This window comes from Colwellia sp. BRX10-3, from assembly GCF_014077505.1.
Classification (GTDB): domain Bacteria; phylum Pseudomonadota; class Gammaproteobacteria; order Enterobacterales; family Alteromonadaceae; genus Cognaticolwellia.
Window position 1 is genome coordinate 89,101 of record NZ_JACGWA010000006.1, and the last position, 26,799, is coordinate 115,899.

Sequence of the window (26,799 nt, forward strand, 5' to 3'; positions counted from 1 at the left end):
TTCTGTAAAGTCATAATATTAATACAAATTAATGCAAAAAAATTAAGCTACAGCACGATAATGCGATTAGCGTAACCATTCCTACGCCGGTACTATCCGGTTCAGGTTCTAAGGGTTCGCTTCGCATCTCAGCCTTTAAATCGTAAACAATTCTCAGGCACCCCTTGGTTCGGTAAGCATACTAACAATATTTACTTAAAAGTACAGTGTAAAAACTCTAATTTGTTGAATTTTTTAATCTAGTCGAACACAAGTTGTTGTTATTTAGTATCGAAATCACCAAGTAATAGACGATAAGCCACTTTATTATTTGTAGCTGTAATTACTTAAGTGTTTTACTTAATACTTAGCATTTTGCCTAGGGGTTCACCACCAACTAAGTGCAGATGAATATGATAAACCTCTTGGCCACCGTGAAGGTTACAATTCATGATCAAGCGATAGCCGTCTTGTTCTATGCCCTCTTCTTTTGCGAGCTTTTTAGCGACACTGAACATGCGACCAATGGTCAACTCATCTTCTTGCTCAATATCATTAGCAGTTGGGATTAATTTATTAGGAATAATTAAAATATGACTTTTTGCTTGCGGGGAAATATCACGAAAGGCGGTAACAAGCTCATCTTGAAAAAGTAACGGTGTTGGAATTTCTTGACGAATAATTTTAGAAAATATGGTTTCTTCAGCGGCGTGTTTATCAGCCATAATTTAGCCTTTTTGCTATAGGTATATTTGTTCATTAGTTTAACGGTAAGTTAAACGAATAACAAAGGGAGGGATCCTTCTTTTAACTATTGCTTGGCTATAAATTAATCAATTTTATATAGCGAAAAAGCGCCAATCATGAATTAATTGATTGGCGCTTTTTATACCCTGACTTTTATTGATATGGGTATTTTTCTCTGTGACTTATCGCTTACACTGCTCTATAAAGCGCGACGCTGAGCTACAGCTTGGTCAAGTTCAGCAAGTAAAGTTTCAGTATCTTGCCAACCGATACAAGCATCAGTGATACTTTGACCATAGGTTCCTTTTTCACCAACCGCCAAGTCTTGACGACCTTCAACTAAATGGCTTTCTACCATGACACCAAAAATATTTTTATCGCCGCTACTCATTTGTTCACAAACATCACGACACACTAACATTTGATTTTCAAACTTCTTACTACTGTTAGCATGACTAAAATCGATCATGATATTGGTATTTAAACCAGACTTATCTAGTTGTTCAGTTACTGTTTTAACACTTTCAGCGTCAAAGTTAGTTTTTCTCCCACCACGTAAAATAATATGGCAATCTTCATTACCTGTTGTTTCAACAATGGCAGAATGACCATATTTAGTCACCGAAAGAAAGTGATGTGGAGCACTGGCAGCGCCAATAGCATCGATGGCAACTTTAATCGTACCATCGGTACCATTTTTAAAGCCAACTGGGCATGACAGCCCTGACGCTAACTCACGATGAACCTGGCTCTCTGTTGTGCGTGCGCCAATTGCGCCCCAACACATAAAATCTGCCATGTATTGTGGGGTGATCATATCTAAAAACTCACCTGCAGTTGGCAAGCCTAGGTTATTTAAATCGAGTAATAATTTACGACCTATACGCAAACCATCGTTAAGTTGGAAGCTATTATCCATATAAGGGTCATTAATAAGCCCCTTCCAGCCTACGGTTGTTCTTGGCTTTTCAAAATAGACACGCATAACAATTTCTAGCGTATTTTTATATTTTTCACGTAGCTTAACTAAGCGCTCACCATATTCTAATGCCGCTTTAGGATCATGTATCGAACAAGGACCGATAACCACGAGTAAACGATCATCGTGGTTATTAAAAATGTTGCTTATGGCTTGTCTGCCAGAAAAAACCGACTTTGTTGCTTGCTCAGATGATGGATATCGCTCAAGTAATGCGATAGGCGGTAAAAGCTCTTTGATATTATTAATACGAACGTCGTCGGTTTGCTCAAACATATTGTTTCTCTTTATACAGCGATTCTATTGAATATTTACGTCTAGATATCTAGATTATTGGTCTAAAAATTAACTTATCAGTGTTCCCACACTAATAGCAACATAAAATACGAAAAAGACGGTATAATAAAAATATTCGACATAAGAGTAATATAAATACGCTTATTTTAGTTGACTCTGGTCGTATTTTTCATCAAACAAATATATATAGGTTGCCAATAACTATGAGCCATTCTTACCTACCATTAATTGATTTACACCGACATTTAGACGGTAATATTCGCCCTAAAACCATTTGGACATTAGCACAACAACATAACATTGTTCTGCCTGAAACTGACTTCGAAGCCTTTATTCCACATGTGCAAGTACAAGACAGTGAAAGTGATTTATTAGCTTTCCTCAGCAAACTTGACTGGGGAGTTGCAGTACTTAAAACTTTAGATGATTGTAAGCGCATAGCCTATGAAAACGTTGAAGATGCTTTTAACGCGGGTATTCATTATGCAGAATTACGCTTTTCACCTTATTACATGGCGATGAATAATAACCTTGTAGTAGCTGATGTGGTTGCTGCGGTTATAGATGGTGTTAATTCGGCATGTAAAGTATACGATGTAAAAATTAACCTTATTGGCATTTTAAGTCGCACCTTTGGTATAGAAAAGTGTCAAGCAGAATTAGACGCCCTACTTGCACACAAACAACATTTAGTTGCCGTTGATTTAGCCGGAGATGAGTACAATTTTCCTGGTGAAATGTTTGTCGAACATTTTAATCAAGTTCAAAAAGCACAACTCCATGCAACCATCCATGCAGGTGAAGCTGCAGGACCTGAAAGTATATGGCAAGCAATAAACCAATTACATGCTAAACGCATTGGTCATGGTGTTGCATGTCATCGTGATGAAAAGCTTATGGATTATATGCGCGAGCATGATATTGCCATAGAGTCTTGCCTTACTTCTAACTTCCAAACAGGCACTATCAAAGACTTAAGCCAACATCCAATCAAAGACTTTCTCGCCCGTGGATTATTAGTTTGTTTAAATACTGATGATCCGGCAGTTCAAGGTATTGAGCTAAAAAATGAATTTAACATTGCTCGAAATACTTTAGGTTTTAATGATAAAGATATACAACAGCTACAAGAGAACTCTCTTAAAGCGAGTTTTTTATCAGACAGTGAAAAATCAGCATTAAAACAAAAAGTATTAAATAAAGAATAAAGCACATTGTTGAAATTGTTAATGTTAGGTTAAAATATCTGATTAACAATCAACAAGGAGAAAACGTGTTCGAAGTTATAATCGCAATAATAACCGGTATCGTTGTTGGCTTGGTTTTTTCATTACTGAAATTACCTATACCTGCACCACCAGTTTTATCAGGTATTGCTGGTATATTCGGCATTTATTTAGGTGGTATCGGTTATCACTGGATCGCTGAGCGCTTTTTCAGTTAGAATCACACTTTAAACATTAATAGACATATCAGTAAAACACCCTTGATAGCGGCTGAATGGATACAATATCAGCAATGGCTAGAAACTTACTGTGATTGAACACCACTAAAAAAGGTTAACACTCATGGCAACAGCACACATAGAAGCAAACAATGGCGATTTCGCAAAAACGGTTCTTATGCCGGGCGATCCGCTACGCGCAAAATATATTGCAGAAAATTTTCTTGATGACGCAAAATGTGTCACCCGCGTACGTAACATGTTTGGTTACACAGGCACCTATAAAGGTAAGCCAGTCTCAGTAATGGGCTCAGGAATGGGTATCCCATCAATATCAATCTACGCAACAGAATTATATAAAGACTACGGTGTTGAAAGCATCATACGCATTGGTTCTTGTGGTGCAGTACGTGATGATATAAAAGTACGCGACATCATTGTTGGTATGGCAGCAAGCACCGATTCAAATGTTAACCGTTCACGTTTAAATGGCTGTGATTTCGCCGTTACAGCTGATTTTGACTTGCTACATAACGTGGTAAAAACAGCAGAAAAAACAGGTAAAAAAATTCGTGTTGGTAATATTTTCACCTCTGATTTGTTTTATACACCACAACCTGAAATGTTTGCCCTAATGGAAAAATACGGAATTTTAGCCGTTGAAATGGAAGCTGCAGGTTTATATGGTGTAGCTGCCGAGTACGGCAAAAAAGCCCTAACAGTATTAACAGTGAGCGATCATATTAAAACCGGTGAGCAAACCACCGCTGATGAACGCGAAACAACTTTCCAAGGTATGATGGAATTGACCCTTGATAGCTTATTATAAATCCTAAGCTTCATATAAAAAAAAGCCAGTCTAATGACTGGTTTTTTTTATAACTAAACTTCTACAACCATTTATTTCACCAATATGACTCAAAGATGTTCAAGTTGGTTTTATTTAAATATCTACAAAGTAATTCTGTCCTTATTACGTAGTAGCATCTTCGCACCTATACCTTTCACATTAAGTAAATCATCAATAGTATTAAATTCCCCATGTAATTCGCGATAAGCGACGATTGCTTTTGCTCTTTTTACGCCAACACCTTTCAATGAAGCTAAGGATGCAATATCAGCTTTATTAATATCAACAACTTGTATTTCTTGTGTAATATTCACTTTGGCTGGTTCATTAAAGCCTGCAGCGCGAAGTGGCAATGACATTACTGTAAATAAGATAATGAGAGAATAACAGATGTACTTTTTCATATGACTTTCCTTCTAAGTAGAGTTAATTTCCTTATAAGTGAATTATTATAGATAATAATTCACTGCATTAGGTTTAGAAGTATTGTCGTGATTTGTCAAATAAACAGAGGTGAAATAATATTTATCCGTTAAAGTTAACTAATAGATTGGTTAATTTCTTGTAACACGGCATGTGGATTTTCTGCTTTAGTGATCGGTCTTCCAATCACTAAATAGTCAACGCCAACTGCTATCGCTTCGCTAGGTGTCATAATACGCTTTTGATCATCCGCATTTGCCCCTGCTGGACGTATACCCGGAGTAACAAGCTTAAATTCTTTACCCAACAATTGCTTTAATGATTCAGCTTCCATTGCTGAGCAAACAACACCGTCTAAACCGGCTTGTTTAGTCAACGATGCTAGGTGTAGTACATGCTCAGCGGGTGATTTAGTAATGCCAATTCCAGCAAGGTCTTCTGGCCCCATACTGGTTAATACGGTAACAGCAATCAATAATGGGGCTTTATCACCATAGGGTAACAAGGCAGCTTTGGCTTTTTCCATCATTTTGAGGCCACCTGAAGCATGAACATTTACCATCCAAACACCTAAATCGGCCGAAGCAGCAACCGCTTTAGCAACAGTATTTGGGATATCATGAAATTTCAAATCAAGAAAAACATCAAATCCACGATTAACAAGCTCTTTAACAAATTCAGGTCCAAAGTGGGTGAACATTTCTTTGCCAACTTTTAATCGACAATCACTTGGTTGAATTTTATCTACAAAAGATAATGCCTCATCTTTGTTATCAAAATCTAAGGCTACGACAACTTTTGCATCTCTCATGCTTTTTTCCTCAATAGGTAAATATTGTAATAATTTTTTTGATAGTAAGCGTTAATATTCCAGAGAATATTCTGGCTTCATATATTAACAATTAACATACCAACACTTCGAAATTGTGGAGTTAAAATACTATTTTCTCAACTCTACATTAAAAATACGCAGATAATGAACCTACTTGGTATTACTCACCATCTAAGCCTCGAACAGGTTTAAGCTGCTCCCAATCGTGACATGACGGACATGACCAATAATGAGTACTTGAGTTAAAACCACAACTTCTACAACTATAACGGTGTTTCACATTTAAATAGGCGGTAACGAGCTCACGGATAGCTTCAAGATTTTCCGATGTATTTTCTGACTCCCCATCATTCATTTGCATTTTAACAAAATGCTTAAAGCCACGAATAGTCGGTCGGCGTTTCAATGCTGATAGAATAAATTTTTTCGCTGGATTTACACCCTTAACTTGCTCAATATGGGTTAAATACTTAATAAGAGCCGATGTAGCCCCCGTTTCCTCATAAACTTTTCTGATAAACTGGAAGAATTCTTTTTCAGCATCAAGTGCTTGATAACAAATAAACATTTTTTCTATTACGTCGGGAAAAAATTCTTTATCTTGTTCATAAATGGCTTTATAACACTGACAAGCTTCATTGTATTGCTGATGGTTTTCATATATTTGTGCCATTAGCCAATTAGCGCGAGATGAATTAGGATCATGGCTCAATGCATTATCTAAGAGCTCAATCACTTCAATAAATTCGTCTTTCTCTAATGCTAACGTAGCAAGTTCACAATAGAAATTAGCTAAAGTATGTAAGAGTTTTGTATCACGAGTTTTTGCAATAGCTTTTTTAAGTGCAAGCCCTTGTTGCCAATCTTTCGTTGATTGATAAATTTGCATTAAAGCGCTTAGCGATTTCAAACCGTAGATTTTTGACTTTAACAACTTATGAAACATATCTTCAGCGCGATCGTATAATCCAGCACTGAGAAAATCTTTAGCAAGTTCAAATACTGCTTGTTGCTTGGCACTATTGGGGAGATGTTTTTGTCGTACTAAATGCTCATGCACTTTCAACGCTCTATCAAGCTCGCCACGGCGTCTAAATAAGTTTGCCATAGCAAAATGGGCTTCTACGGTATCATCTTCAACTTTTAACGCTTCAAGTAGATAATCAATGGCTTTATCTTGTTGATTTGAGAATAAGTAATTTAGTCCTGTAGAATATTTAATTGAAAGCTCTTGTTTAGCAGAGTGATCGTTTTGTTTAACGCTATTGCGCCCCATAAACCAACCATAGCCCATAGCAACAGGTAACAATAAAAATAATAAACCTAGCATACTAAGACTTATTTCCTGTTATCGTTTGAGTTTTTTTATTGGGTTTTACCATGCTAAGTAGCTTCCAAAACAAAACAAATAATAAACCCAGCAAAAAACCAATTGAGGTAAATAACCCTACCGCAGTAGCAACTGAAATATTAGTTTTTGCAATCATATAATTTAAGGTAAGCAATTGATCATTTTGACTACCAAAAATAAATGCAATGGCAAGTAAGATAAGAAAAAGAATAACTGTAATATAAAGGCGCATAATAATTCATCCAAAACAACACAAAAAAAAGGCATGCTCATAGCATGCCGTTTATTCATTAATTCTGCAATTACGCTATTGAAAGATTAACTCTTTCACGCAATTCTTTACCAGGTTTAAAGTGCGGAACATATTTACCATCAAGCTTTACTGACTCGCCAGTTTTTGGGTTCCGTCCCACGCGAGGAGCACGATAATGCAACGAAAAGCTGCCAAAACCTCTAATTTCAATACGCTCACCTTTTGACAAAGTTTGCGCCATCATTTCAAGAATTTCTTTAATAGCTTGTTCTACATCTTTCGCAGCTAAATGATTTAATTTATCTGCTAATCTTTCAATGAGTTCTGATTTAGTCATTTGACCTCCAGTGTTCACTATAGCTTCGCGCCATCGGATTTAAACTTTAAGAAGAACTGCTTTAATACAGTTCTTCTTCACTTGGTATTACTAGGAATTAAATCTTAGCGTTTTTAAACGCTTCAGCCATTGCACTTAAACCAGATTCATCTTCTGGAGTTTGGTTCAATGTATCCATAGCTTCACGCTCGTCTGCTTGATCTTTAGCTTTGATTGATAAGCTGATAGTACGGTTCTTACGATCAACACCAACAAACTTAGTTTCAACGCTGTCATCAACAGATAATTCAGTAGTCGCATCTTCGATACGTTCACGTGAAATATCAGCAACACGAAGGTAACCTTCAACGCCTTCAGCTAATTCAATTTTAGCGCCTTTAGCGTCTACTTCAATAACCTTACCTGTAACAATAGCACCTTTTTTGTTATCTGCAAGGTATTGATTAAACGGATCATCTTCAGTTTGTTTAACACCTAAAGAGATACGTTCGCGCTCAGGGTCAACTTGAAGTACTACAGCTGAGATTTCATCACCTTTCTTGTATTCACGAACAGCTTCTTCACCGCCAGCCCATGAAATGTCAGATAAGTGAACAAGACCATCAATACCGCCGTCAAGACCAATGAAGATACCAAAGTCAGTGATTGACTTGATCTTACCTGATACTTTGTCACCTTTGTTGAAGTTCTTAGCAAACTCTTCCCAAGGGTTCGGGATACATTGTTTAAGGCCAAGAGAAATACGACGACGTTCTTCGTCAATTTCAAGTACCATAACTTCAACCGTGTCACCTAAGTTAACAACTTTAGATGGGTGGATGTTTTTGTTAGTCCAATCCATTTCAGAAACGTGAACAAGACCTTCAACGCCTTCTTGAATTTCAACAAAACAACCGTAGTCAGTTAAGTTAGTTACGCGACCTGTAAGCTTAGCGCCTTCAGGGTAACGCTTAGCGATAGCAACCCATGGATCTTCGCCTAACTGCTTCATACCTAGAGATACACGAGTACGCTCACGATCGAATTTCAATACTTTAACTTGAATTTCATCACCAACATTTACGATTTCACTTGGGTGCTTAACACGTTTCCAAGCCATATCTGTGATGTGAAGTAGGCCGTCAATGCCGCCTAAGTCTACGAATGCACCGTAGTCAGTAAGGTTCTTAACGATACCTTTAACTTCAATGCCTTCAGCAAGAGAAGCTAATAGTTCATCACGTTCAACACTGCTTTCTGATTCGATAACAGCACGACGAGATACAACTACGTTATTACGCTTTTGATCAAGCTTAATAACTTTAAATTCTAAATCTTTACCTTCAAGGTGAGTAGTGTCACGTATAGGACGTACATCTACTAATGAACCAGGTAAGAAAGCACGTATATTGCTAACTTCAACTGTGAAACCACCTTTAACTTTACCGTTGATAACACCGATAATAGTTTCTTTTTCTTCGTATGCTTTTTCAAGCACTTGCCACGCTTCATGACGTTTTGCGTCATCACGAGAAAGAATAGTTTCACCGAAACCATCGTCTGTAGCTTTAAGCGACACATCTACTTCATCACCAACAGATACTTCAACTTCACCTGTAAGGCTTTTGAATTGGTCAATTGAAATAACAGATTCAGATTTTAAGCCAGCGTCTACTAAAACGTTGTCTTTTGTGATGGCAACTACAGTCCCTTTAATGATTGAACCAGGGCGTGTTTCGATTGTTTTTAAACTTTCTTCAAAAAGTTGTGCAAAATTTTCAGTCATAATTTGTCTATGAACTCATTTTTTTAATCCAATCAACATACATGTTTCATGGGGTTATGAATAAGACCTAACGCATCCTTACCTTAGGTTATTTTGAAGCATTATTGCCTCGTTTACATTAATTTTTCATTACTAAATGAAAGGATTTTACTGACCACTTCATCAATAGAAAGTTCAGTAGAATCAATGATTAATGCTCCTTCTGCAGGGACAAGCGGCGCCACCTTTCGGTTTTGATCTCGCTCGTCTCTAAGACGTATGTCATCCAAAAGGCGCCCGATTTTAACATCAAAGCCCTTGTCTTTCAACTGATTAAATCTTCTTTGTGCTCTTATTTCTGCGCTAGCAGTCAAAAACACTTTCACCGGCGCGCGGGTAAAAACCACTGTGCCCATATCTCGGCCATCGGCAACTAAGCCCGGTGCGACTTTAAACGCTCTTTGACGACGTAACAGTGCTTCTCTGACACGAGGAAATGCTGCAACCTTTGAGGCTAATGCACCAATTTCTTCTGTTCTAATCGCATTAGAAACATCTTCGCCTTCTAAAATAACTTTACCTTCACCTGAATTACATATTTGAAACTGCACATCAAGATGGGCTGCAACAGGTAATAAGGAATCTTCGTCATCAACACTAATATTATGGTGTTGTGCTGCTACGGCTAATACACGATAAATGGCGCCACTATCTAATAAATGCCAACCCAGTTGCTCAGCAACAATACGCGCAACAGTTCCTTTGCCCGCACCACTTGGTCCATCAATAGTAATGACTGGAATGCTTTCCTGCATACATTTCTCTCCTAATACTCGAAAATCGGCGGCATTATACGGGATTTACAGTTTAAAATCGCGTAATAAATTATTCTGTAACACTTTTAAAAAGAGACCGTCGATAACTTTTCAAAATAGTCAGGAAATGTTTTAGCCGTACACTTTGGATCATTAATAGTTACCGGTGTATCACTTAATGCAACAAGCGAAAAACACATGGCAACTCGGTGATCATTATACGTATCAATCTCCGCATGCTGCAAAACCGCAGGTGGTGTTATCGAAATATAATCTTCACCTTCTATAACCTCAGCGCCTACTTTTCGTAATTCAGTTGCCATGGCAGTTAAACGATCCGTTTCTTTTACTCGCCAGTTGTAGATGTTTCGAATCGTTGTTGTCCCCTTGGCAAAAAGTGCTGTTGTGGCTATGGTCATTGCTGCATCAGGAATATGGTTCATATCCATATCTACTGCGGTAAGCGGCTTACCAATAACGGTTATTGACTCATTGTTCCATATAACTTCTGCGCCCATTTTTTCAAGCACATCAGCAAAATATTTATCACCCTGAACACTTAACTTACCTACGCCGTGTACTGTAATTTCACCACCCTTTATGGCACCAGCAGCTAAGAAATATGACGCCGAAGATGCATCACCTTCTACCATGTACTTTTCAACGGCTTGATAAGATTGCTTACCTTTTACGGTAAAAGATTGATAATTATTATTTTGAACCGTAACGCCAAACCTAGCCATAATATCTAGCGTAATATCAATATAAGGCTTGGAGACCAATTCACCTTCAATGTTAATGTTAGTATCAGTTTTTAGTAACGGAGACACCATCAATATAGCGGTTAAAAACTGACTTGAAATCGAACCATCAATACTGACGGTACTGCCAGTTAACTCTTTACCTTTAATTTTGACGGGTGGGTAATCTTTGTTTTCCAGGTATTCAATATCTGCATTGAGCTGAGCTAATGCATCAACCAAGTGACCAATGGGTCTTTCTTTCATTCTTGGCTCACCCGTTAAAACAAACTCACCTTTACTCGCGGCAAGTGCAGCACATAACGGGCGCATTGCTGTGCCAGCATTGCCTAGATATAACTCTAACGATTCATCAGCATTAAAAAAGCCGTTATTGCCAATTACCGTACACTCTGTACCACAATCACTTAAGGTATATTGTATGCCCAAGGTTTTTAATGCACCCAACATATAGTTGATGTCGTCACTAACCAGCAAATTGGTGATTTTAGTTTCACCATTAGCAAGTGCTGCGATGAGCAATGCACGATTAGATAAACTCTTTGACCCAGGTAAAAACACTTCGCCATTTATTTTAGCGATCGGATTTAAGGTTAATTGCTCCATCTTATTTGGCCTCTACTTCAAATTTTTTCATAAAATCGATCAACGCTTGCACGCCTTCTATTGGCATAGCGTTATAAATACTCGCACGCATTCCACCCACCATACGATGACCTTTAAGTGCAGTTAAGCCTTGAGCTTCTGCCTGCTTAACAAAGTCAGCAGATAAACTGTCATCGGTTAACCAAAAAGGAATATTCATCAAACTTCTGTTTTCTGAAACAATGGTGTTTTTATAAAAAGTACTTTCATCAATATATTGATAAAGTAATTGCGCTTTTTGCTGATTAATTTCAGCAATAGCGCTTACGCCGCCTTTTGCTAATAACCAGTCAAAAACAAGCCCTGCTAGGTACCAGGCATAAGTGGGTGGTGTATTATACATAGAGCCATTATCTGCCAGCACCTGATAATTCATAATTGATGGCGTATCGATATGAGCATTACCTAATAAGTCTTCGCGAACAATAACTAAGGTCAAACCTGATGGACCAATATTTTTTTGCGCACCAGCGTAAATCAAGCCAAATTGGCTAACATCAAATTCACGTGACAAAATGGTTGACGACATATCAGCAATCAACGGAATATCACCTGTGTTAGGTACGTCGAAAATTTCGATACCATCTACGGTTTCATTAGGGCAATAATGTACATAGGCTGCATCTTTGCTTATTAGCCACTCATTACTTGGTTTTACGCGTTGAGTGCCACCAGTATTATCCATAACATTGATAACATTAATATTACCGTAATTGCTGGCCTCTTCTGCTGCTGATTTAGACCAAGCACCCGTTACGATATAATCAGCTTTTTTGTTCTCCCCTAACAGATTTAAGGCAACTGCTGAAAACTGACCGCGGCCTCCACCATGGCAAAAAAGTACTTTATAATTTTCAGGAATAGCCATCAGCTTACGTAAATTTGCTTCGGCTTTGTCAGCAACAGCAATGAACTGTTTACTACGATGACTCAATTCCATCACTGAGCTACCGGTACCGTCATAATTTAAAAATTCACCTTGTGCTTTTTTCATCACCTCGACAGGCAACATTGCAGGACCTGCGCAAAAATTGTAAACACTAGACATCTAACACTACACCCTTATTCATATAACTCGTTAAATTATAATTAGCCTAAAACGAAGCGATTAATAATCGTTTAGTTAATCATCTCTTCACTTTATTCTGGCTGCCATACTCATTCGATTAATTAAGTCTTCTATTTTTTATGAGCAAAAAAGATCAATACATCACTTATATTCTAGCCAGTACTAACCCGCTATGTTATCGATATTTGTGATAGTTGAAATTGAGCTGTTACTAGCATACCTAATTGGGGCTTAGCATCAATTCAAAAATCAACTTTGATATAACCGTTTTCATCCTTATGATTTGATAAATTTTACTCATAAAAAAAGGCGGAAAAACCGCCTTTTTTTAAGTTAACAACGGTTACTCAGGAGTATCGTCATTATTGAGTGTAGAGTCTTCGCCTTCACTCTCGCTTTCAATATCAGTTTCAGGTGTATCAACTTGCTCACCTTCTACTGCTTGAGTTAGCACTTGTTCGCCATTCTCATCTTCTTCGAATACTTCAACTTCTTCTATTTCATCGATACGTTGTAAGGCAACAACATGTTCCCCTTCAATCGTACGAATAATACGAACACCTTGAGTATTACGACCAATAACACTGACTTCACCTACACGCGTACGTACTAAGGTACCGTTGTCTGTAATCAACATTATTTCGTCTTGTTCTTCAACTTGTACTGCGCCAACTACTGGGCCATTACGCTCACTCACTTTAATTGAAACAACACCTTTAGTCGCTCGACTTTTTGCAGGGTATTCTTCCAAAGCAGTACGTTTACCATAGCCATTTTCAGTAATGGTCAATATTGGGCCATCGTTTTTCGGTACAATTAAAGACACAACTTTTTGATCGCCCTCTAACTTGATACCACGAACACCTGTACCTGTACGACCAATAGGTTTTAATGCCCATAGTTGTTCACCAGTTTCAGGGTCAACTTTTATTTCACCTGTTTCGCTGTCACGTTTTTTCTCGTTAAAGCGTACAACTTTACCCGCGTCAGAGAACAACATAATATCATTCTCACCATCGGTAATATCAACACCGATTAAAGTATCGTCATCACGTAAATTCAAGGCAATAATACCGTTGGCACGTTGGTTTTTATATGCAGTCAACGCAGTTTTCTTCACGGTACCAGAGGCAGTAGCCATGATAATAAACTTATCTTCTTCATATTCACGAACCGGCAGAATTGCTGTAATACGCTCGCCTGCTTCAAGTGGCAGAATATTCACAATTGGACGACCACGTGCTGTACGACTTGCTAATGGTAATTGGAATACTTTTAACCAATAAAGCTTACCGCGATCTGAGAAACATAAAATAGTATCATGGGTATTAGCAATCAATAAACGTTCAATGAAATCTTCTTCTTTCATCTTCGTTGCTGCTTTACCTTTACCACCGCGACGTTGCGCTTGGTAATCGCTTAATATTTGATACTTAACATAACCTTCATGTGAAAGCGTAACCACTACGTCTTCTTCAGTGATCAAGTCTTCCATAGATAAGTCATGTGAAGCATTAGTAATTTCAGTACGACGCTCATCACCAAATTCATCACGAATGGCTTCTAGCTCTTCACGAATAACTTCCATTAAACGAGAAGGAGTTGCCAAAATATAAAGTAATTCAGCAATTACATCTAATAAGGCTTTATATTCACTGATAATTTTTTCGTGTTCTAGACCTGTTAACTTATGTAAGCGTAAGTCTAGAATGGCTTGCGCTTGTGGTGGTGTTAAGAAATACAGACCATCACGAATACCAAATTCTTCTTCAACCCATTCAGGGCGTGCAGCGTCGTCACCAGCAGCAGCTAACATGTCAGAAACAAGACCTAAGTCCCAACCCTGTGCTAATAATTGCTCTTTTGCTTCACTAGGTGTCGGTGAATTTTTAATTAAAGCGATTATTGGGTCAATGTTAGAAAGTGCAATCGACAAACCTTCAAGTAAATGTGCGCGTTCACGTGCTTTGCGCAATTCAAAGATGGTTCTGCGTGTTACGACTTCACGACGATGTAAAATAAAGGCATCGAGCATTTCTCGTAAGTTGAATAATTTAGGCTGACCGTTGGTCAATGCCACCATATTCAAACCAAATGAAACCTGCATTTGAGTAAGCTTATATAAGTTATTTAAAATAACTTCGCCTACTTCACCACGTTTCACTTCGATTACCATACGCATACCGTCTTTATCAGACTCATCACGTAAGGCAGAAATACCTTCTAAGCGTTTTTCTTTTACCAAGTCAGCCATTTTTTCAATCAAACGAGCCTTGTTAACTTGATAAGGTAATTCGAACACAACTATTGTTTCTTTACCCGATTTTTCATCGACTTCGATTCTAGCTCTTGCACGAATCTTAATTTTACCACGACCGGTAAGGTAAGCTTCTTGAATACCCGCACGACCACTGATAATACCCGCTGTTGGGAAATCTGGTCCTGGTATAAACTCTAATAATTCTTCAAAAGTAATATCACTATTTTCGATAACAGCTAAACAACCATTAACAACTTCAGTTAAGTTATGAGGTGGTATATTTGTTGCCATACCTACCGCAATACCTGAGGTACCATTAACAAGTAGGTTAGGAATTCGCGTTGGCATAACTGCTGGAATCATTTCCGTGCCGTCGTAGTTGGCAACGTAATCAACCGTTTCTTTATCTAAATCAGCCAAAATAGAATGTGCGATTTTCGACATTCTAATTTCGGTGTAACGCATGGCAGCCGCTGAATCACCATCTACAGAACCGAAGTTACCTTGGCCATCTACAAGCATATAGCGTAAAGAGAAATCCTGCGCCATACGAACAATTGTGTCATAAACAGCTGTATCACCATGCGGGTGATACTTACCTATTACATCGCCAACAACACGTGCAGATTTTTTATACGGCTTATTGTAGTCGTTACCTAACACGTTCATCGCAAAAAGTACGCGACGATGTACTGGCTTTAAGCCATCACGTACATCTGGTAACGCACGACCTACAATTACACTCATCGCGTAATCTAAATAGGAGCTTTTTAGCTCATCCTCAATATTGACAGGAGCAATATTATTCGCCAAATCGGTCATAAATTGATGGTATCCCTTAACGTAAATCTAATTCAGAAAATTTCGAAATTATTATTTTTTTAATTAACACGGCATACTAGCATAAATATTTGTCATGCCCTACCGCTTTGTATTGCTTAATTCTGCCGTTAAAAAGGTAAAGTTTCAAGTAAATGCTGGATATTAAGCATATTCCTAATATACACCTGATTTTAATAGCATTAATTAGAAAAAACTGCATAAGTAAGTGCTTTAATGTTAGCCATTGCTCGCATTTTAAGCACATGTCATGTTTATGCGTTTATTTTATCTTGGCTACAAGTAATTTAACGCCGGTTAGTGTCTTACTAGCGCCAGTATTATCATCATAATTTAGCGCCAGAGTTAAAAATCAGCAGAATGGCTTTATTTAAGGTGGATCTATTTTCACACTAGGCTTGCAGTTATTATTGGTTTAGAATCTCAACTATTAAAAGACCAATAATGAAAATAGCTATGTCGAATTCTTTAAATGTTAATCCAGATGAAATTGCTAAATTTGAACAAGTTGCCAGCCAATGGTGGGATCTTGACGGTGATTTTAAACCTTTGCACCAAATTAACCCTTTGCGCCGACAGTTTATTTGCCAGCATGTGGGTGATATTTTTGCTAAAAAAATAATTGATGTTGGTTGTGGTGGTGGTATTTTAGCTGAAAGCCTTGCGCAACTAGGTGCTGAAGTTACCGGTATTGATATGGGCCAAGCCCCGTTAAATGTGGCTAAGTTGCATGCTTTAGAAACAGGGGTTAGCGTTGATTATCAAAAAATTACTGCTGAAGAGAAAGCTAATCAGCAACCCCATCACTACGACGTAGTCACGTGTATGGAAATGCTAGAACATGTGCCTGATCCTGAATCAATCGTAAATGCCTGTGCACAACTGGTGAAGCCCGGTGGATTTGTTTTTTTCTCAACCCTAAATAAGTCTTTAAAATCTTATTTACTGGCAATAGTTGCCGCAGAGAAAATTTTTAAGCTTGTGCCTAATGGTACACATGATCACAACAGTTTTATTCGTCCATCAACATTAATAGCATGGGCTGAGTCGTTTGATTTAAAATGTATTGATGCTGCCGGTATTCATTACAATCCGTTAACTGAAAATCATAAGTTAACCTCATCACTTGATGTTAACTATATTCTTTGTTGCCAACGCGTTTAATAAGTCTTCGTTGATACAAATTAGGCGTTAATAACTAATGATAACAATTAACGCCGCCTCTTCCTTTAAATACCCACAATACAAAAGAGCGATATTATGCCAACTGTTCATAATTCAACAAAGCCACTTGCCAGCGTACTTTTTGATTTAGACGGCACATTACTAGATACCGCGGATGATTTAGGCGCGGCATTAAATCATGTATTAACGCATTACAACAAACCAATAATAGCGGCTGAAGCTTATCGTCCGATTGCATCTGATGGAGCCTTAGGCTTGTTAAAGCTAGGTTTTGGTGAAGCCATTATACAATATGACTATGAAGTTTTGCGTCAACAATTTCTAAGTTACTACCAAGAAAACATTGCTGTACATACACGCCTTTATCCAGGGGTTACAGAACTACTGCAACACATAGAGAACCATGATATACCTTGGGGTATTATCACTAACAAGCCAGAAGGCTTAACAAAATTACTTCTGCCTCACTATGCTGAATTTTTCAACTGTGCGGTTATGGTAGCAGGTGACACCTTATCAAAACGAAAGCCTGATCCAGAGCCCATATTACACGCCTGCCAACAAATCAAAGTTGATAATAAACAATGTTTTTATGTCGGTGATGCACTGCGTGATATCCAAGCTGGTAATAGTGCACAAATGACCACCTTCGTCGCTAAGTGGGGATATATTCTTAGTGATGAAAATTGTCAAACTTGGCAAGCAGACCATATTATCGCTAAGCCATTAGACTTGCTCAGCTTCATTAACCAAGACTAAATAATAACCTGTGCTGCTCTTTTACCTTCAGCGCAGCTTTGCCGGTTTTATTAGCGACTAGTATGTTTAATGTTTAATAAAGTAAACACCGACAAAACGTCATAATTGTCGTTAATATTCACACTCAAACTTTTTATAACTAATAACCCCTGAATATTACTTACCTCGCCAAAATAGAAACAAAACTTCATCATTTAGCGTTGATAAAATAATCACTCGTCAATTCATAAGTTCAAGAATCAACCAAAAACATAAAGCATTGAATATTAAAGGTTATTACTTTTATATTACCTTTAGATCTATAAACCCTAAAAATTAACTTAAAATAATTTAGTCCCTAAAAAAAAGTGAAAATAAGCATTGCGTTTTATAAAAACCAAAATTAAAAAGCACTACTAAGTTAGTTGTCACTAACAGAACTTTTACTCTAAAAAAATCAACCAAAAATCGATAGTTTTTATCGCTTGCATTGTTACGCAAACCTCACTATCTTGTGATTAGTTTTTAAAAAACCCCAAGATATAGTGCATTTTTCATTCACCGGCATTTTGAATGACATACGATATATCTCGTATAATTGTATCTTGAGGCAATTAACATTATAGGCACCTATTTTCGGGTAATTATAACAACAACTAGATTTACAGGTCTTTCATGAATAACAAACTTTTTGTTACAAAACGCAATGGTTCAAAAGAACCCATCGACTTAGAAAAAATCCATAAAGTAATTGCTTGGGCTGCTAATGGCCTAGACAATGTTTCGGTGTCTCAAGTTGAACTGAAATCTCATATTCAGTTTTATGATGGTATTAAAACTGCTGATATTCATGAAACCATTATTAAGTCAGCTGCTGATTTAATCTCGGAAGAAACGCCTGATTATCAATACCTATCAGCACGCTTAGCTATATTCCATTTGCGTAAAAAAGCTTACGGCCAGTTTGAGCCACCTAAGCTTTACCCACATGTAGTAAAATTAGTTGAAGCAGGTAAATACGATCAGCATTTATTAACTGATTACAGCGCTGAAGAATTCGAACAGTTAGAAGCTTTTATGGATCACGGTCGTGATTTAGATTTCAGTTATGCGGCGGTAAAGCAGTTAGAAGGTAAATACCTTGTACAAAACCGTGTAACCGGTGAAATCTATGAAAGTGCACAATTTCTTTATATATTAGTGGCCGCCTGTTTATTCGCCAAATACCCGAAAGAAACCCGTTTAGATTATGTTAAAGGTTTTTATAACGCTATTTCTACCTTTAAGCTTTCATTGCCAACACCTATTATGGCAGGTGTTCGTACGCCAACTCGTCAGTTTTCATCTTGTGTATTAATTGAATGTGGCGATAGCTTAGATTCAATTAACGCTACAACGAGTTCAATTGTTAAATATGTATCTCAGCGTGCGGGTATAGGTATTAATGCCGGTCGTATTCGCGCCTTAGGCAGTACAATACGTAATGGTGAAGCATTCCATACTGGTTGTATCCCTTTTTACAAGCTCTTTCAAACGGCTGTAAAAAGCTGCTCGCAAGGTGGTGTTCGTGGTGGTGCAGCTACCCTATTCTATCCGCTTTGGCATTTAGAAGTTGAAAGTTTACTTGTACTTAAAAATAACCGTGGTGTTGAAGAAAACCGCGTTCGTCATTTAGACTACGGCGTACAGTTTAATAAATTGATGTATCAACGCTTGATCAAAGGTCAATCTATTACCTTATTCAGCCCAAGTGATGTGCCTGGCTTATACGACGCATTCTTTGAAGATCAAGATAAGTTTGAAGAGCTCTACGTTAAATACGAAGCTGATCCTTCAATTCGTAAAAAATGTATTAAAGCGATTGAACTGTTTACTTTATTTGCCCAAGAGCGCGCAAGTACGGGTCGTATTTATTTACAAAATGTTGATCACTGTAATACGCATTCACCGTTCGATCCAAGTGTTGCCCCGATTCGTCAAAGTAATTTATGTTTAGAAATTGCCTTACCAACGAAGCCAATGAAGGATGTGAACGATCCTGATGGTGAGATTGCGCTATGTACATTATCGGCCTTTAACTTAGGCGCGATTGACAGCCTTGACGAATTAGCCGGTTTAGCTGATTTAGCTGTACGAGCATTAGACAGCTTATTAGATTATCAAGACTACCCAGTTCCAGCTGCACATACCGCAACAATGGGCCGCCGCACCTTAGGTATAGGTGTTATTAACTACGCTTATTACTTAGCAAAAAATGGTGTTTTCTACTCAAACGGTAGTGCGAATAACTTAACTCATCGTACTTTTGAAGCTATTCAATACTACTTATTAAAAGCGTCTAACGAATTAGCGATTGAGCAAGGTGCTTGTCCTAAGTTTAATGAAACGCGTTTATCTCAAGGTATATTACCTATCGATACTTACAAAAAAGAAATCGATAAAATTACCGGTGAACCTCTTCATTTAGATTGGGAGTCTCTGCGCGCTAGTATTAAAAAGCACGGAGTTAGAAACTCAACCGTATCGGCATTAATGCCGTCAGAAACTTCTTCTCAAATCTCTAATGCAACCAATGGTATTGAACCGCCTCGTGGCTTAATCAGCATTAAAGCCAGTAAAGACGGTGTGTTAAAGCAAGTAGTACCTGAGTATCAACGATTAAAAGATAACTATGAATTACTTTGGAATATTCCAAGTAATGAAGGTTATCTACAGTTAGTTGGTATTATGCAAAAGTTTATTGACCAAACTATTTCAGCTAATACCAACTATGACCCTTCTCGTTTTGAAGGTGGCAAAGTACCAATTAAACAAGTGTTAAAAGACATTTTAACCGCCTACAAGCTAGGTATTAAAACCATGTATTATCACAATACACGTGATGGTGCAGATGACAATCAAATAGATGTTGATGACGATTGTGCCGGTGGTGCTTGTAAGATATAGCTAAAGCCAAAGGAAAACTTTAAGTTTTCCTTTTTTTGCTAAAAAACTTGTATTGCAATAAAACTAATAAAAACTAGATCAATTACCATTAAGTAATGAAATACCCCCCTCAAACGGCGCTATTTCAAGGAGATATAAATGTCGTACACTACGTTTAACCAAACAGCTAACAATGCTTTGTTAGAGCCAATGTTTTTGGGGAACAGTGTTAATATTGCACGATACGATCAACAGCGTTATATGGCGTTTGAGAAACTGATTGAGAAACAGTTATCCTTCTTTTGGCGTCCAGAAGAAATTGATGTATCAAAAGACCGTGCTGATTGGCAGAGTTTAACTGACTCTGAAAAACATATTTTTATTTCCAACTTAAAATATCAAACACTGCTAGATTCAATGGCCGCTCGTTCAGTTAACGCGGTATTACTGCCATTGGTTTCATTACCAGAAGTAGAAACATGGGTTGAAACATGGGCATTTAGTGAAACGATACATTCTCGCTCATACACACACATTTTGCGTAATTTATTTACTGATCCGAGCGAAGTGTTTGACGACATCATGGTCAATCCGGCAATTTTAAAGCGTGCTTCAAGCATCGCAAAATATTTTGACTCCGTTATTATCACCACACAATTATTACAGTCGCAAGGCCCAGGTACTTATGAGGTTGACGGTAATACCATTGAAGTAAGCGAACGTAAATTAAAAGAACGCCTGTTCTTAGCAATATGTTCAGTAAATGCCTTAGAAGCCATTCGTTTTTATGTCAGTTTTGCTTGTTCATTCGCTTTTGCTGAACGTGAGTTACTTGAAGGTAATGCTAAAATTATTAAGCTGATTGCCCGTGACGAAGCACTACACTTAACTGGAACACAACATATTCTCAATAACTGGATGTCAGGTAGAGATGACCCTGAAATGAAAGAAATTGCCACTACTTTGCGTGAGCAAGGCAAGCAAATCTTCATGGATGTTGTAGAGCAAGAAAAAGAGTGGGCTGATTATCTATTTAAAGATGGCTCAATGATTGGTCTTAACGCTGCAATCTTAAAACAATACATTGAATACATTAGTAATCAACGTTTGAGTGCGATTGGTTTTGATGCACCATTTGATATAAAAAGTAATCCACTACCATGGATGAACTCATACCTAGTTAGCGATAATGTACAAGTTGCACCACAAGAAACTGAAATTTCTAGCTACTTAGTAGGACAAGTTGACTCGTCAGTATCAAGTGACGACTTCGACGACTTCGACTTATAGTATTTATGCCTTTTAGAATTAGGGTCGAGGGACGGGAAATAACGTTCCTCGATGAAGACAAAAACATCCTTAATACCCTAGAAAGAGAAAATATCGAATCACACTTTCATTGTCGTGATGGTTTTTGTGGCGCTTGTCGCTGTGCGTTAAAAAAAGGCACGGTTGAGTATGATCAATTCCCACTAGCTTTTATCGGCGATAATGAAATTCTCACCTGCTGCTCAACCCCTACCAGCGATATAGAAATAGATATACACGGTTAACTATCTAAACTAGTTGGTAGATAATTAAAACTACTGATTAAATGACCTGCCACTATTCAACTATTTTATAATTATGTTTAGCTAAATATTGTTAAAATTTTTCAATAGTTTAATAGACCCAGTTAACATCGTAGCTTGACTGATTGCATATAATCCAATAGTACAATTAGCAAGCTGATGTTTAGCTTATACATTAGGTGTCCTGAAATCCTTAATAACTATTTTAGTTTATCTAACATCAACGCTAGGTTCTAAATAAGTCATGATGACTTCCCGCTAATAGTGGATGTTTATTTAACAACAATAGTGCCACTATACATTTTCATTTGACAGTGAAAGGCGTATTCACCTTTCTTCATTGCTGGTAATTGCACTGAGAATTCTTTATTTATCGGCAAGTCTGCACTTATTTCTAAATCAGGAAATAACACGGTCGCCGCACATGGGCTCGCATCTTTGCGAATAAAGTTAATTGTCAATGGTTTATCCTCTTGCAATGAAATATGCGCAGGTTGATAGGTACCATTTTCCACTATTACAGTTATTTCACTTCTATCTGTATTGTCAGTCACTTCAGTTGATTGCGGTTTGTATAACCAAAACCACCAAATAATTAAAACAATTAAACCTAAACCAATTAAATTAATTAATAACATGTTGATCTCCTTTAATTAATGCTCTTGTGGTTTAAAAAAACGTAACCGATTGGCATTACTAACCACAGTTAATGATGAAAATGCCATCGCAGCTCCCGCAACAACTGGGTTTAGCATTAAGCCGAAGAATGGGTATAAAATACCTGCGGCAAATGGTACACCGGCCACGTTATAAATAAAGGCGCCGAAAAGGTTTTGTTTTATGTTACGCAATGTTGCTTTACTTACTGCAATCGCATCAGCAAGGCCATGTAATGAACCTCGCATCAAGGTAATATCGGCACTTTCAATAGCCACATCAGTACCAGTACCGATAGCAAATCCAACATTAGCTATGGCTAAAGCTGGTGCATCATTAATGCCGTCTCCTGTCATGCCAACAATTTCTCCTTGCGCTTGAAGTTCGGTAACTTTGTTAGATTTTTCTTCCGGTAGTACTTCAGCATATACTTCTTTAATACCTACTTTTTTTGCCACGGCATTAGCTGTTGCTCTATTATCGCCGGTTAGCATAACGACACGAATGCCACTTGCCTGAAGTCTTTTAATCGCGGCAATTGAATCTTTTTTGATGGGATCAGAAACCGCGATAATTGCCGCGAGTTTGTTATCAATAGCCAAATACATCGGTGTTTTGGCTTCATCGGCCAACTGTTGCGCTTTTGCAACAAAGTCGTTTAACGCAATGCCATTTTTTAACATTAATTTTTGATTACCAAACAGTAGTGGCTGACCATTCAACTTTGCTGTCACACCATGACCTGCAATAGCTTGAAAATCAGTTATCTTTTCAAGCTCAAGGCTTTGCTCAGTTGCTGAATCAACAATGGCTTGGGCAAGTGGATGTTCAGAGCCACTCTCAATACTGCCTGCTATGATTAAAATATTTTGTTCAGTATAGTTTTCGTCCGCGACGATAATATCGGTTACTTTTGGCGCGCCCTCGGTAATTGTGCCTGTTTTATCTAAAATCATGGCGGTAATTTTTGATGCGGTTTGTAATGCTTCACCATTACGGATCAAAACCCCTGCTTCAGCGGCTTTTCCAACGCCAACCATCACCGACATCGGCGTCGCTAAGCCAAGCGCACAAGGACAGGCGATGATTAAAACAGTGGTTGCTGAGACAACGGCATAAGCAAGTACAGGATCAGGACCAAAGTTAAGCCATACTAAGGCACTAACAATCGAAATTATCATAATAACAGGGACAAAATACGCTGAAATAATATCAGCTAAACGACCAATGGGTGGCTTAGAGTTTTGTGCTCTTTTAACCATATTAATAATTTGTGCTATCGCGGTGTCTTTGCCTACTCGAGTGGCTTTAGATAAAATCGAACCTGATTTATTTAATGTACCCGCGACAATTTCATCACCTTCACCCTTTTCAACAGGCATAGGCTCACCAGTTAACATCGACTCATCGATTGCAGTATGACCTTGGGTTACAACGCCATCTACTGGCACTTTTTCACCTGGCCTTATTCGTACAATGTCATTGAGCAATACTTGTTCTATAGCGATATCAATTTCTTTATTGTCACGCACAACACGAGCTGTTTTAGCTTGTAAGCCAATTAAACGCTTTATTGCTTCACTTGTTTTCCCTCTTGCTTTAACTTCAAGCGCTAGACCTAGATTGATTAACCCAATAATCATAGCTGTAGCTTCAAAATAAACATGCCGAGCCATCTCTGGCAATACCATAGGAAAGAATACAACGATCATGGAATAGAACCAAGCTGTACCGGTTCCTAATGCAATTAAGGTATCCATGTTCGCTGAGTGATTAACTAATGATTTCCAAGCGCCAATGTAAAAATGCTTACCAGCGAAATACATAATGGCGGCGCATGCTATGCCGATAATTAACCAAACACCACGCTCTAACGATGTTTCAACAGTCATTGGCCCGCCAAAGAGGCTATAAATCATTAATGGAATACCTAAACCTAAGGCAACCCACATTTGCTTCATTAAACTAGCGTAATATTTTTCATCAGCCACTTCTTTTTCATCTAACAGCTTATCATCACTGCTGTCATTTGAACTTTTTGCGTTGTAACCTATATTTTCAATAGCTTTTATAAGTTTTTCCGATGCAACATTTCCACTGATTGATACCGTGCGTAAGGCAAAATTCATTTCTGCACTGTCTACACCATTAATATTTTTTAGCGCTGCTTCTATTTTGCCAACACAACTTGCACAACCAGCGCCCTCAATAATCAACTCTTGAGTATTATTGCTAGGCTTGCTGTCTGTTAATATATCCATGATTATCTCCTTGGTTCGCTGCACCTGCACTACCACCTTGACTCTCACCTTCAATGAGGTGACATATCATGTGTCCTGTATGTACTTTATCTGGTTTATTTAGCCAATCGTTAATAGCACTTCTTAATTTTTCACGCAATAATAGCGCTGCTTGAAACTGCTTTTCGGGTTCAGCTAAATGATGTTCAATAATCTTTCTAACCAATAACCATTAATGCTTATGTACTTCTTTAGGTTTGTAGTCACGACTAGATGAATGGCTGTGTACTACTTTCCAAAAACCATCAATTTTTCTCAAAAGAAAGGTTTGAAAACCACTTTTGTCGAACTCTTTGCCACTTTTGTTCACCTTACCTTTTACACGCGTGTCGGCAATTGCCCATGCAAAGTCTTTGGCTTCACCTTCAAAGTGAATTTCAATTTCACTAAAATCTAGCTTTAAGTACTCTAATGCATCTTTTTCTGGTTCAACATGGTGCTCAACTAAAGAGTTTAACCCCAAATTTTGACCACCACTCTCAACATATCGAGCACCTTTAAAATCAAGAAAGTTTTTTCTAAAAGGTGCGCCATCACCATTTTCCCAGCCATATTTAATACTACTGATGATATCAGTGATAGCTTTTCTATCTTCACTAATATGGTCTTTATCACCATGAGCCATTGACGAAAAACTTATCACTAGTACTAAAATTGCCGTAATATATTTATTCATTTTTAATCCTATTAATAGTTAACTTAGTTTGACCAATGGATATGGACAATTTTCCACTTACCTGCTGTTTTTTGAAGCACCATAGTTTCCATGCCCTCACTATTGATGTCTTTGCCTCGAAATTGCCCTGTCGATTTACTTCTCGACATAGCGTAAGCAAGATCTCCAATAACTTTGACTTGATATTCTATTAGTTCAGTGTTGATAGCTGCCAAATATTTCATGTCAGCAATCATATGATGCTGCGCATATTCATCAGCTGATTTTTCTACACCTCCACCTTCGAAAATCAGTACATCATCTGCTAATAATGATCTAGCTGTAACCTTGTCGCCTGATTTCAACGCTTGATGAAATTGAGCAATGGCTTTACCCGCTTCGGTTTCTATTACAGAAATTTCGGTCTCAATTTTAGCTACATTTTTGTCGTTCTTATGAGCGTGTAAGTTAAAGCTCATTGATGCGCTCAACACTAAGGTTGTGATTAATATACTTTCAATTACTTTCATATTTGTCTCTTTATAGTTTTTCTCGTTAATATTTATTCGACTGCAGTAAGCACTTGATATTGATCAGGTGTTAAAGTTGGAAGGCGTTTTATAAATGCCACCATCGCCCATATACGTTGATCATCATGTGTTTTACCCCAAGCCGGCATTCCTGAAGCTTTAATGCCATGCTTGATCACCCAGAAATTGTTACGTTCAACTTGTATATCATCGTTATTATCAGGCACAGTTAAATTAGGTGGTGCGGGATATAAACCTAAGCTCATATCACTCTCGCGCTGTCCAGGCTTTAAATGGCAACTAGCGCACATAAATTCGTAGTCAACACCACCAGATAACAATAATTCTGGGTCGGTTAAATCTGGCACTTTAATATTTGCAGCCGCCTTTTTTATCGAATTTTTTCTTGTTTCTTCTAAAATCCAATATACAAAGTCGCTATGGGGTTCGTCTGCAGCCACATTAACAACGCCTGAATACATAACTGCGGCAGTAGTACCAACGCCTAATACTGCCAACAATAATATTAATTTAATCATTTTCATGACGGTTCCTTTTGATTGAAAGTCACTGATTTCCAATGTATGTACACATATTTGTAGTCAGCGACCA

The 26,799-nt window shown here is 37.8% G+C and carries 26 protein-coding genes and 1 riboswitch; of the genes, 8 read left to right on the forward strand and 18 right to left on the reverse strand.

The annotated features are described in order from the left end of the window. Window positions 1–61: 61 nt before the first annotated feature. Window positions 62–175, reverse strand: a riboswitch (TPP riboswitch). Between the two features lie 160 nt (window positions 176–335). Both H4J38_RS10780 and aroG read right to left on the reverse strand, forming a co-directional pair. Beyond that, a complete protein-coding gene (locus H4J38_RS10780; RefSeq protein ID WP_182131782.1) occupies window positions 336–704 on the reverse strand; it encodes an HIT domain-containing protein in 369 nt (122 codons plus the stop codon). Between the two features lie 221 nt (window positions 705–925). After that, a complete protein-coding gene (gene aroG / locus H4J38_RS10785; RefSeq protein WP_182131783.1) occupies window positions 926–1,981 on the reverse strand; it encodes a 3-deoxy-7-phosphoheptulonate synthase AroG in 1,056 nt (351 codons plus the stop codon). Between the two features lie 224 nt (window positions 1,982–2,205). Between aroG and add the strand changes: the two genes are divergently transcribed. The 3 genes from add to deoD all read left to right on the forward strand — a co-directional run bounded on the left by add (window position 2,206) and on the right by deoD (window position 4,275). Then, window positions 2,206–3,210, forward strand: a complete 1,005-nt coding sequence (gene add / locus H4J38_RS10790; protein ID WP_182131784.1) for an adenosine deaminase — start codon at window positions 2,206–2,208, stop codon at window positions 3,208–3,210. A gap of 65 nt (window positions 3,211–3,275) precedes the next feature. Further along, the gene (locus H4J38_RS10795) at window positions 3,276–3,446 is read left to right on the forward strand and encodes a XapX domain-containing protein (protein ID WP_182131785.1); all 171 of its coding nucleotides are present in this window, start codon (window positions 3,276–3,278) and stop codon (window positions 3,444–3,446) included. Between the two features lie 124 nt (window positions 3,447–3,570). Beyond that, window positions 3,571–4,275 (forward strand): purine-nucleoside phosphorylase, encoded by a 705-nt coding sequence (deoD, locus tag H4J38_RS10800; RefSeq protein WP_182131786.1) that lies wholly within the window; start codon window positions 3,571–3,573, stop codon window positions 4,273–4,275. A 122-nt stretch (window positions 4,276–4,397) separates the two neighbouring features. Here deoD and H4J38_RS10805 read toward each other — a convergent pair whose 3' ends face one another. The 10 genes from H4J38_RS10805 to gyrA all read right to left on the reverse strand — a co-directional run bounded on the left by H4J38_RS10805 (window position 4,398) and on the right by gyrA (window position 15,608). Beyond that, a complete protein-coding gene (locus H4J38_RS10805; protein WP_182131787.1) occupies window positions 4,398–4,700 on the reverse strand; it encodes a ComEA family DNA-binding protein in 303 nt (100 codons plus the stop codon). A 134-nt stretch (window positions 4,701–4,834) separates the two neighbouring features. Beyond that, a complete protein-coding gene (gene pyrF, locus H4J38_RS10810; RefSeq protein ID WP_182131788.1) occupies window positions 4,835–5,530 on the reverse strand; it encodes an orotidine-5'-phosphate decarboxylase in 696 nt (231 codons plus the stop codon). Between the two features lie 181 nt (window positions 5,531–5,711). Then, the gene (gene lapB / locus H4J38_RS10815) at window positions 5,712–6,881 is read right to left on the reverse strand and encodes a lipopolysaccharide assembly protein LapB (protein WP_182131789.1); all 1,170 of its coding nucleotides are present in this window, start codon (window positions 6,879–6,881) and stop codon (window positions 5,712–5,714) included. Between the two features lies 1 nt (window position 6,882). Beyond that, window positions 6,883–7,134 carry a lipopolysaccharide assembly protein LapA domain-containing protein gene (locus H4J38_RS10820; protein WP_182131790.1) on the reverse strand — a complete coding sequence of 84 codons (252 nt, stop codon included), beginning with the start codon at window positions 7,132–7,134 and terminating at the stop codon, window positions 6,883–6,885. 70 nt (window positions 7,135–7,204) lie between these two features. Beyond that, window positions 7,205–7,492 (reverse strand): integration host factor subunit beta, encoded by a 288-nt coding sequence (gene ihfB / locus H4J38_RS10825; protein ID WP_182131791.1) that lies wholly within the window; start codon window positions 7,490–7,492, stop codon window positions 7,205–7,207. Between the two features lie 97 nt (window positions 7,493–7,589). After that, window positions 7,590–9,257, reverse strand: a complete 1,668-nt coding sequence (gene rpsA / locus H4J38_RS10830; RefSeq protein WP_182131792.1) for a 30S ribosomal protein S1 — start codon at window positions 9,255–9,257, stop codon at window positions 7,590–7,592. Window positions 9,258–9,370: 113 nt separating this feature from the next. Beyond that, window positions 9,371–10,051 carry a (d)CMP kinase gene (gene cmk, locus H4J38_RS10835; protein WP_182131793.1) on the reverse strand — a complete coding sequence of 227 codons (681 nt, stop codon included), beginning with the start codon at window positions 10,049–10,051 and terminating at the stop codon, window positions 9,371–9,373. 86 nt (window positions 10,052–10,137) lie between these two features. Continuing rightward, window positions 10,138–11,418 carry a 3-phosphoshikimate 1-carboxyvinyltransferase gene (aroA, locus tag H4J38_RS10840; protein ID WP_182131794.1) on the reverse strand — a complete coding sequence of 427 codons (1,281 nt, stop codon included), beginning with the start codon at window positions 11,416–11,418 and terminating at the stop codon, window positions 10,138–10,140. Window position 11,419: 1 nt separating this feature from the next. Next, entirely contained in the window at window positions 11,420–12,505 is a 1,086-nt protein-coding gene (gene serC / locus H4J38_RS10845) for a 3-phosphoserine/phosphohydroxythreonine transaminase (protein ID WP_182131795.1), read from the reverse strand. A 364-nt stretch (window positions 12,506–12,869) separates the two neighbouring features. Beyond that, complete coding sequence (gene gyrA, locus H4J38_RS10850) at window positions 12,870–15,608, reverse strand: DNA topoisomerase (ATP-hydrolyzing) subunit A (protein WP_182131796.1); 2,739 nt, start codon at window positions 15,606–15,608, stop codon at window positions 12,870–12,872. A gap of 474 nt (window positions 15,609–16,082) precedes the next feature. Between gyrA and ubiG the strand changes: the two genes are divergently transcribed. The 5 genes from ubiG (at window position 16,083) to yfaE (ending at window position 22,027) form a co-directional block, all read left to right on the forward strand. Beyond that, window positions 16,083–16,790: a bifunctional 2-polyprenyl-6-hydroxyphenol methylase/3-demethylubiquinol 3-O-methyltransferase UbiG gene (ubiG, locus tag H4J38_RS10855; RefSeq protein WP_182131797.1), complete on the forward strand. Its 708-nt coding sequence runs from the start codon at window positions 16,083–16,085 to the stop codon at window positions 16,788–16,790. A gap of 96 nt (window positions 16,791–16,886) precedes the next feature. Beyond that, a complete protein-coding gene (locus H4J38_RS10860; protein WP_182131798.1) occupies window positions 16,887–17,570 on the forward strand; it encodes an HAD family hydrolase in 684 nt (227 codons plus the stop codon). Window positions 17,571–18,224: 654 nt separating this feature from the next. Next, the gene (gene nrdA, locus H4J38_RS10865) at window positions 18,225–20,495 is read left to right on the forward strand and encodes a class 1a ribonucleoside-diphosphate reductase subunit alpha (RefSeq protein ID WP_182131799.1); all 2,271 of its coding nucleotides are present in this window, start codon (window positions 18,225–18,227) and stop codon (window positions 20,493–20,495) included. 138 nt (window positions 20,496–20,633) lie between these two features. Next, complete coding sequence (nrdB, locus tag H4J38_RS10870) at window positions 20,634–21,764, forward strand: class Ia ribonucleoside-diphosphate reductase subunit beta (protein WP_182131800.1); 1,131 nt, start codon at window positions 20,634–20,636, stop codon at window positions 21,762–21,764. A 5-nt stretch (window positions 21,765–21,769) separates the two neighbouring features. Then, the gene (yfaE, locus tag H4J38_RS10875) at window positions 21,770–22,027 is read left to right on the forward strand and encodes a class I ribonucleotide reductase maintenance protein YfaE (protein WP_182131801.1); all 258 of its coding nucleotides are present in this window, start codon (window positions 21,770–21,772) and stop codon (window positions 22,025–22,027) included. A 290-nt stretch (window positions 22,028–22,317) separates the two neighbouring features. Here the strand turns inward: yfaE and H4J38_RS10880 are convergent, their stop codons facing one another. Genes H4J38_RS10880 through H4J38_RS10905 form a run of 6 tightly spaced genes read right to left on the reverse strand, consistent with a single transcriptional unit; the run spans window position 22,318 to window position 26,732 of the window. Continuing rightward, window positions 22,318–22,683, reverse strand: coding sequence for a cupredoxin domain-containing protein (locus H4J38_RS10880; RefSeq protein ID WP_182131802.1), 366 nt, complete (start codon window positions 22,681–22,683; stop codon window positions 22,318–22,320). Window positions 22,684–22,698: 15 nt separating this feature from the next. Then, complete coding sequence (locus H4J38_RS10885; RefSeq protein ID WP_182131803.1) at window positions 22,699–24,963, reverse strand: heavy metal translocating P-type ATPase; 2,265 nt, start codon at window positions 24,961–24,963, stop codon at window positions 22,699–22,701. Further along, complete coding sequence (locus tag H4J38_RS10890) at window positions 24,935–25,168, reverse strand: hypothetical protein (protein ID WP_182131804.1); 234 nt, start codon at window positions 25,166–25,168, stop codon at window positions 24,935–24,937. Before H4J38_RS10890 ends, H4J38_RS10885 begins: the two co-directional genes overlap by 29 nt. Before the next feature lie 6 nt (window positions 25,169–25,174). Beyond that, a complete protein-coding gene (locus tag H4J38_RS10895; protein ID WP_182131805.1) occupies window positions 25,175–25,678 on the reverse strand; it encodes a nuclear transport factor 2 family protein in 504 nt (167 codons plus the stop codon). 23 nt (window positions 25,679–25,701) lie between these two features. After that, window positions 25,702–26,187 carry a DUF4440 domain-containing protein gene (locus H4J38_RS10900; protein WP_182131806.1) on the reverse strand — a complete coding sequence of 162 codons (486 nt, stop codon included), beginning with the start codon at window positions 26,185–26,187 and terminating at the stop codon, window positions 25,702–25,704. A gap of 32 nt (window positions 26,188–26,219) precedes the next feature. Beyond that, a complete protein-coding gene (locus H4J38_RS10905) occupies window positions 26,220–26,732 on the reverse strand; it encodes a cytochrome c (protein WP_182131807.1) in 513 nt (170 codons plus the stop codon). Window positions 26,733–26,799: the final 67 nt, after the last annotated feature.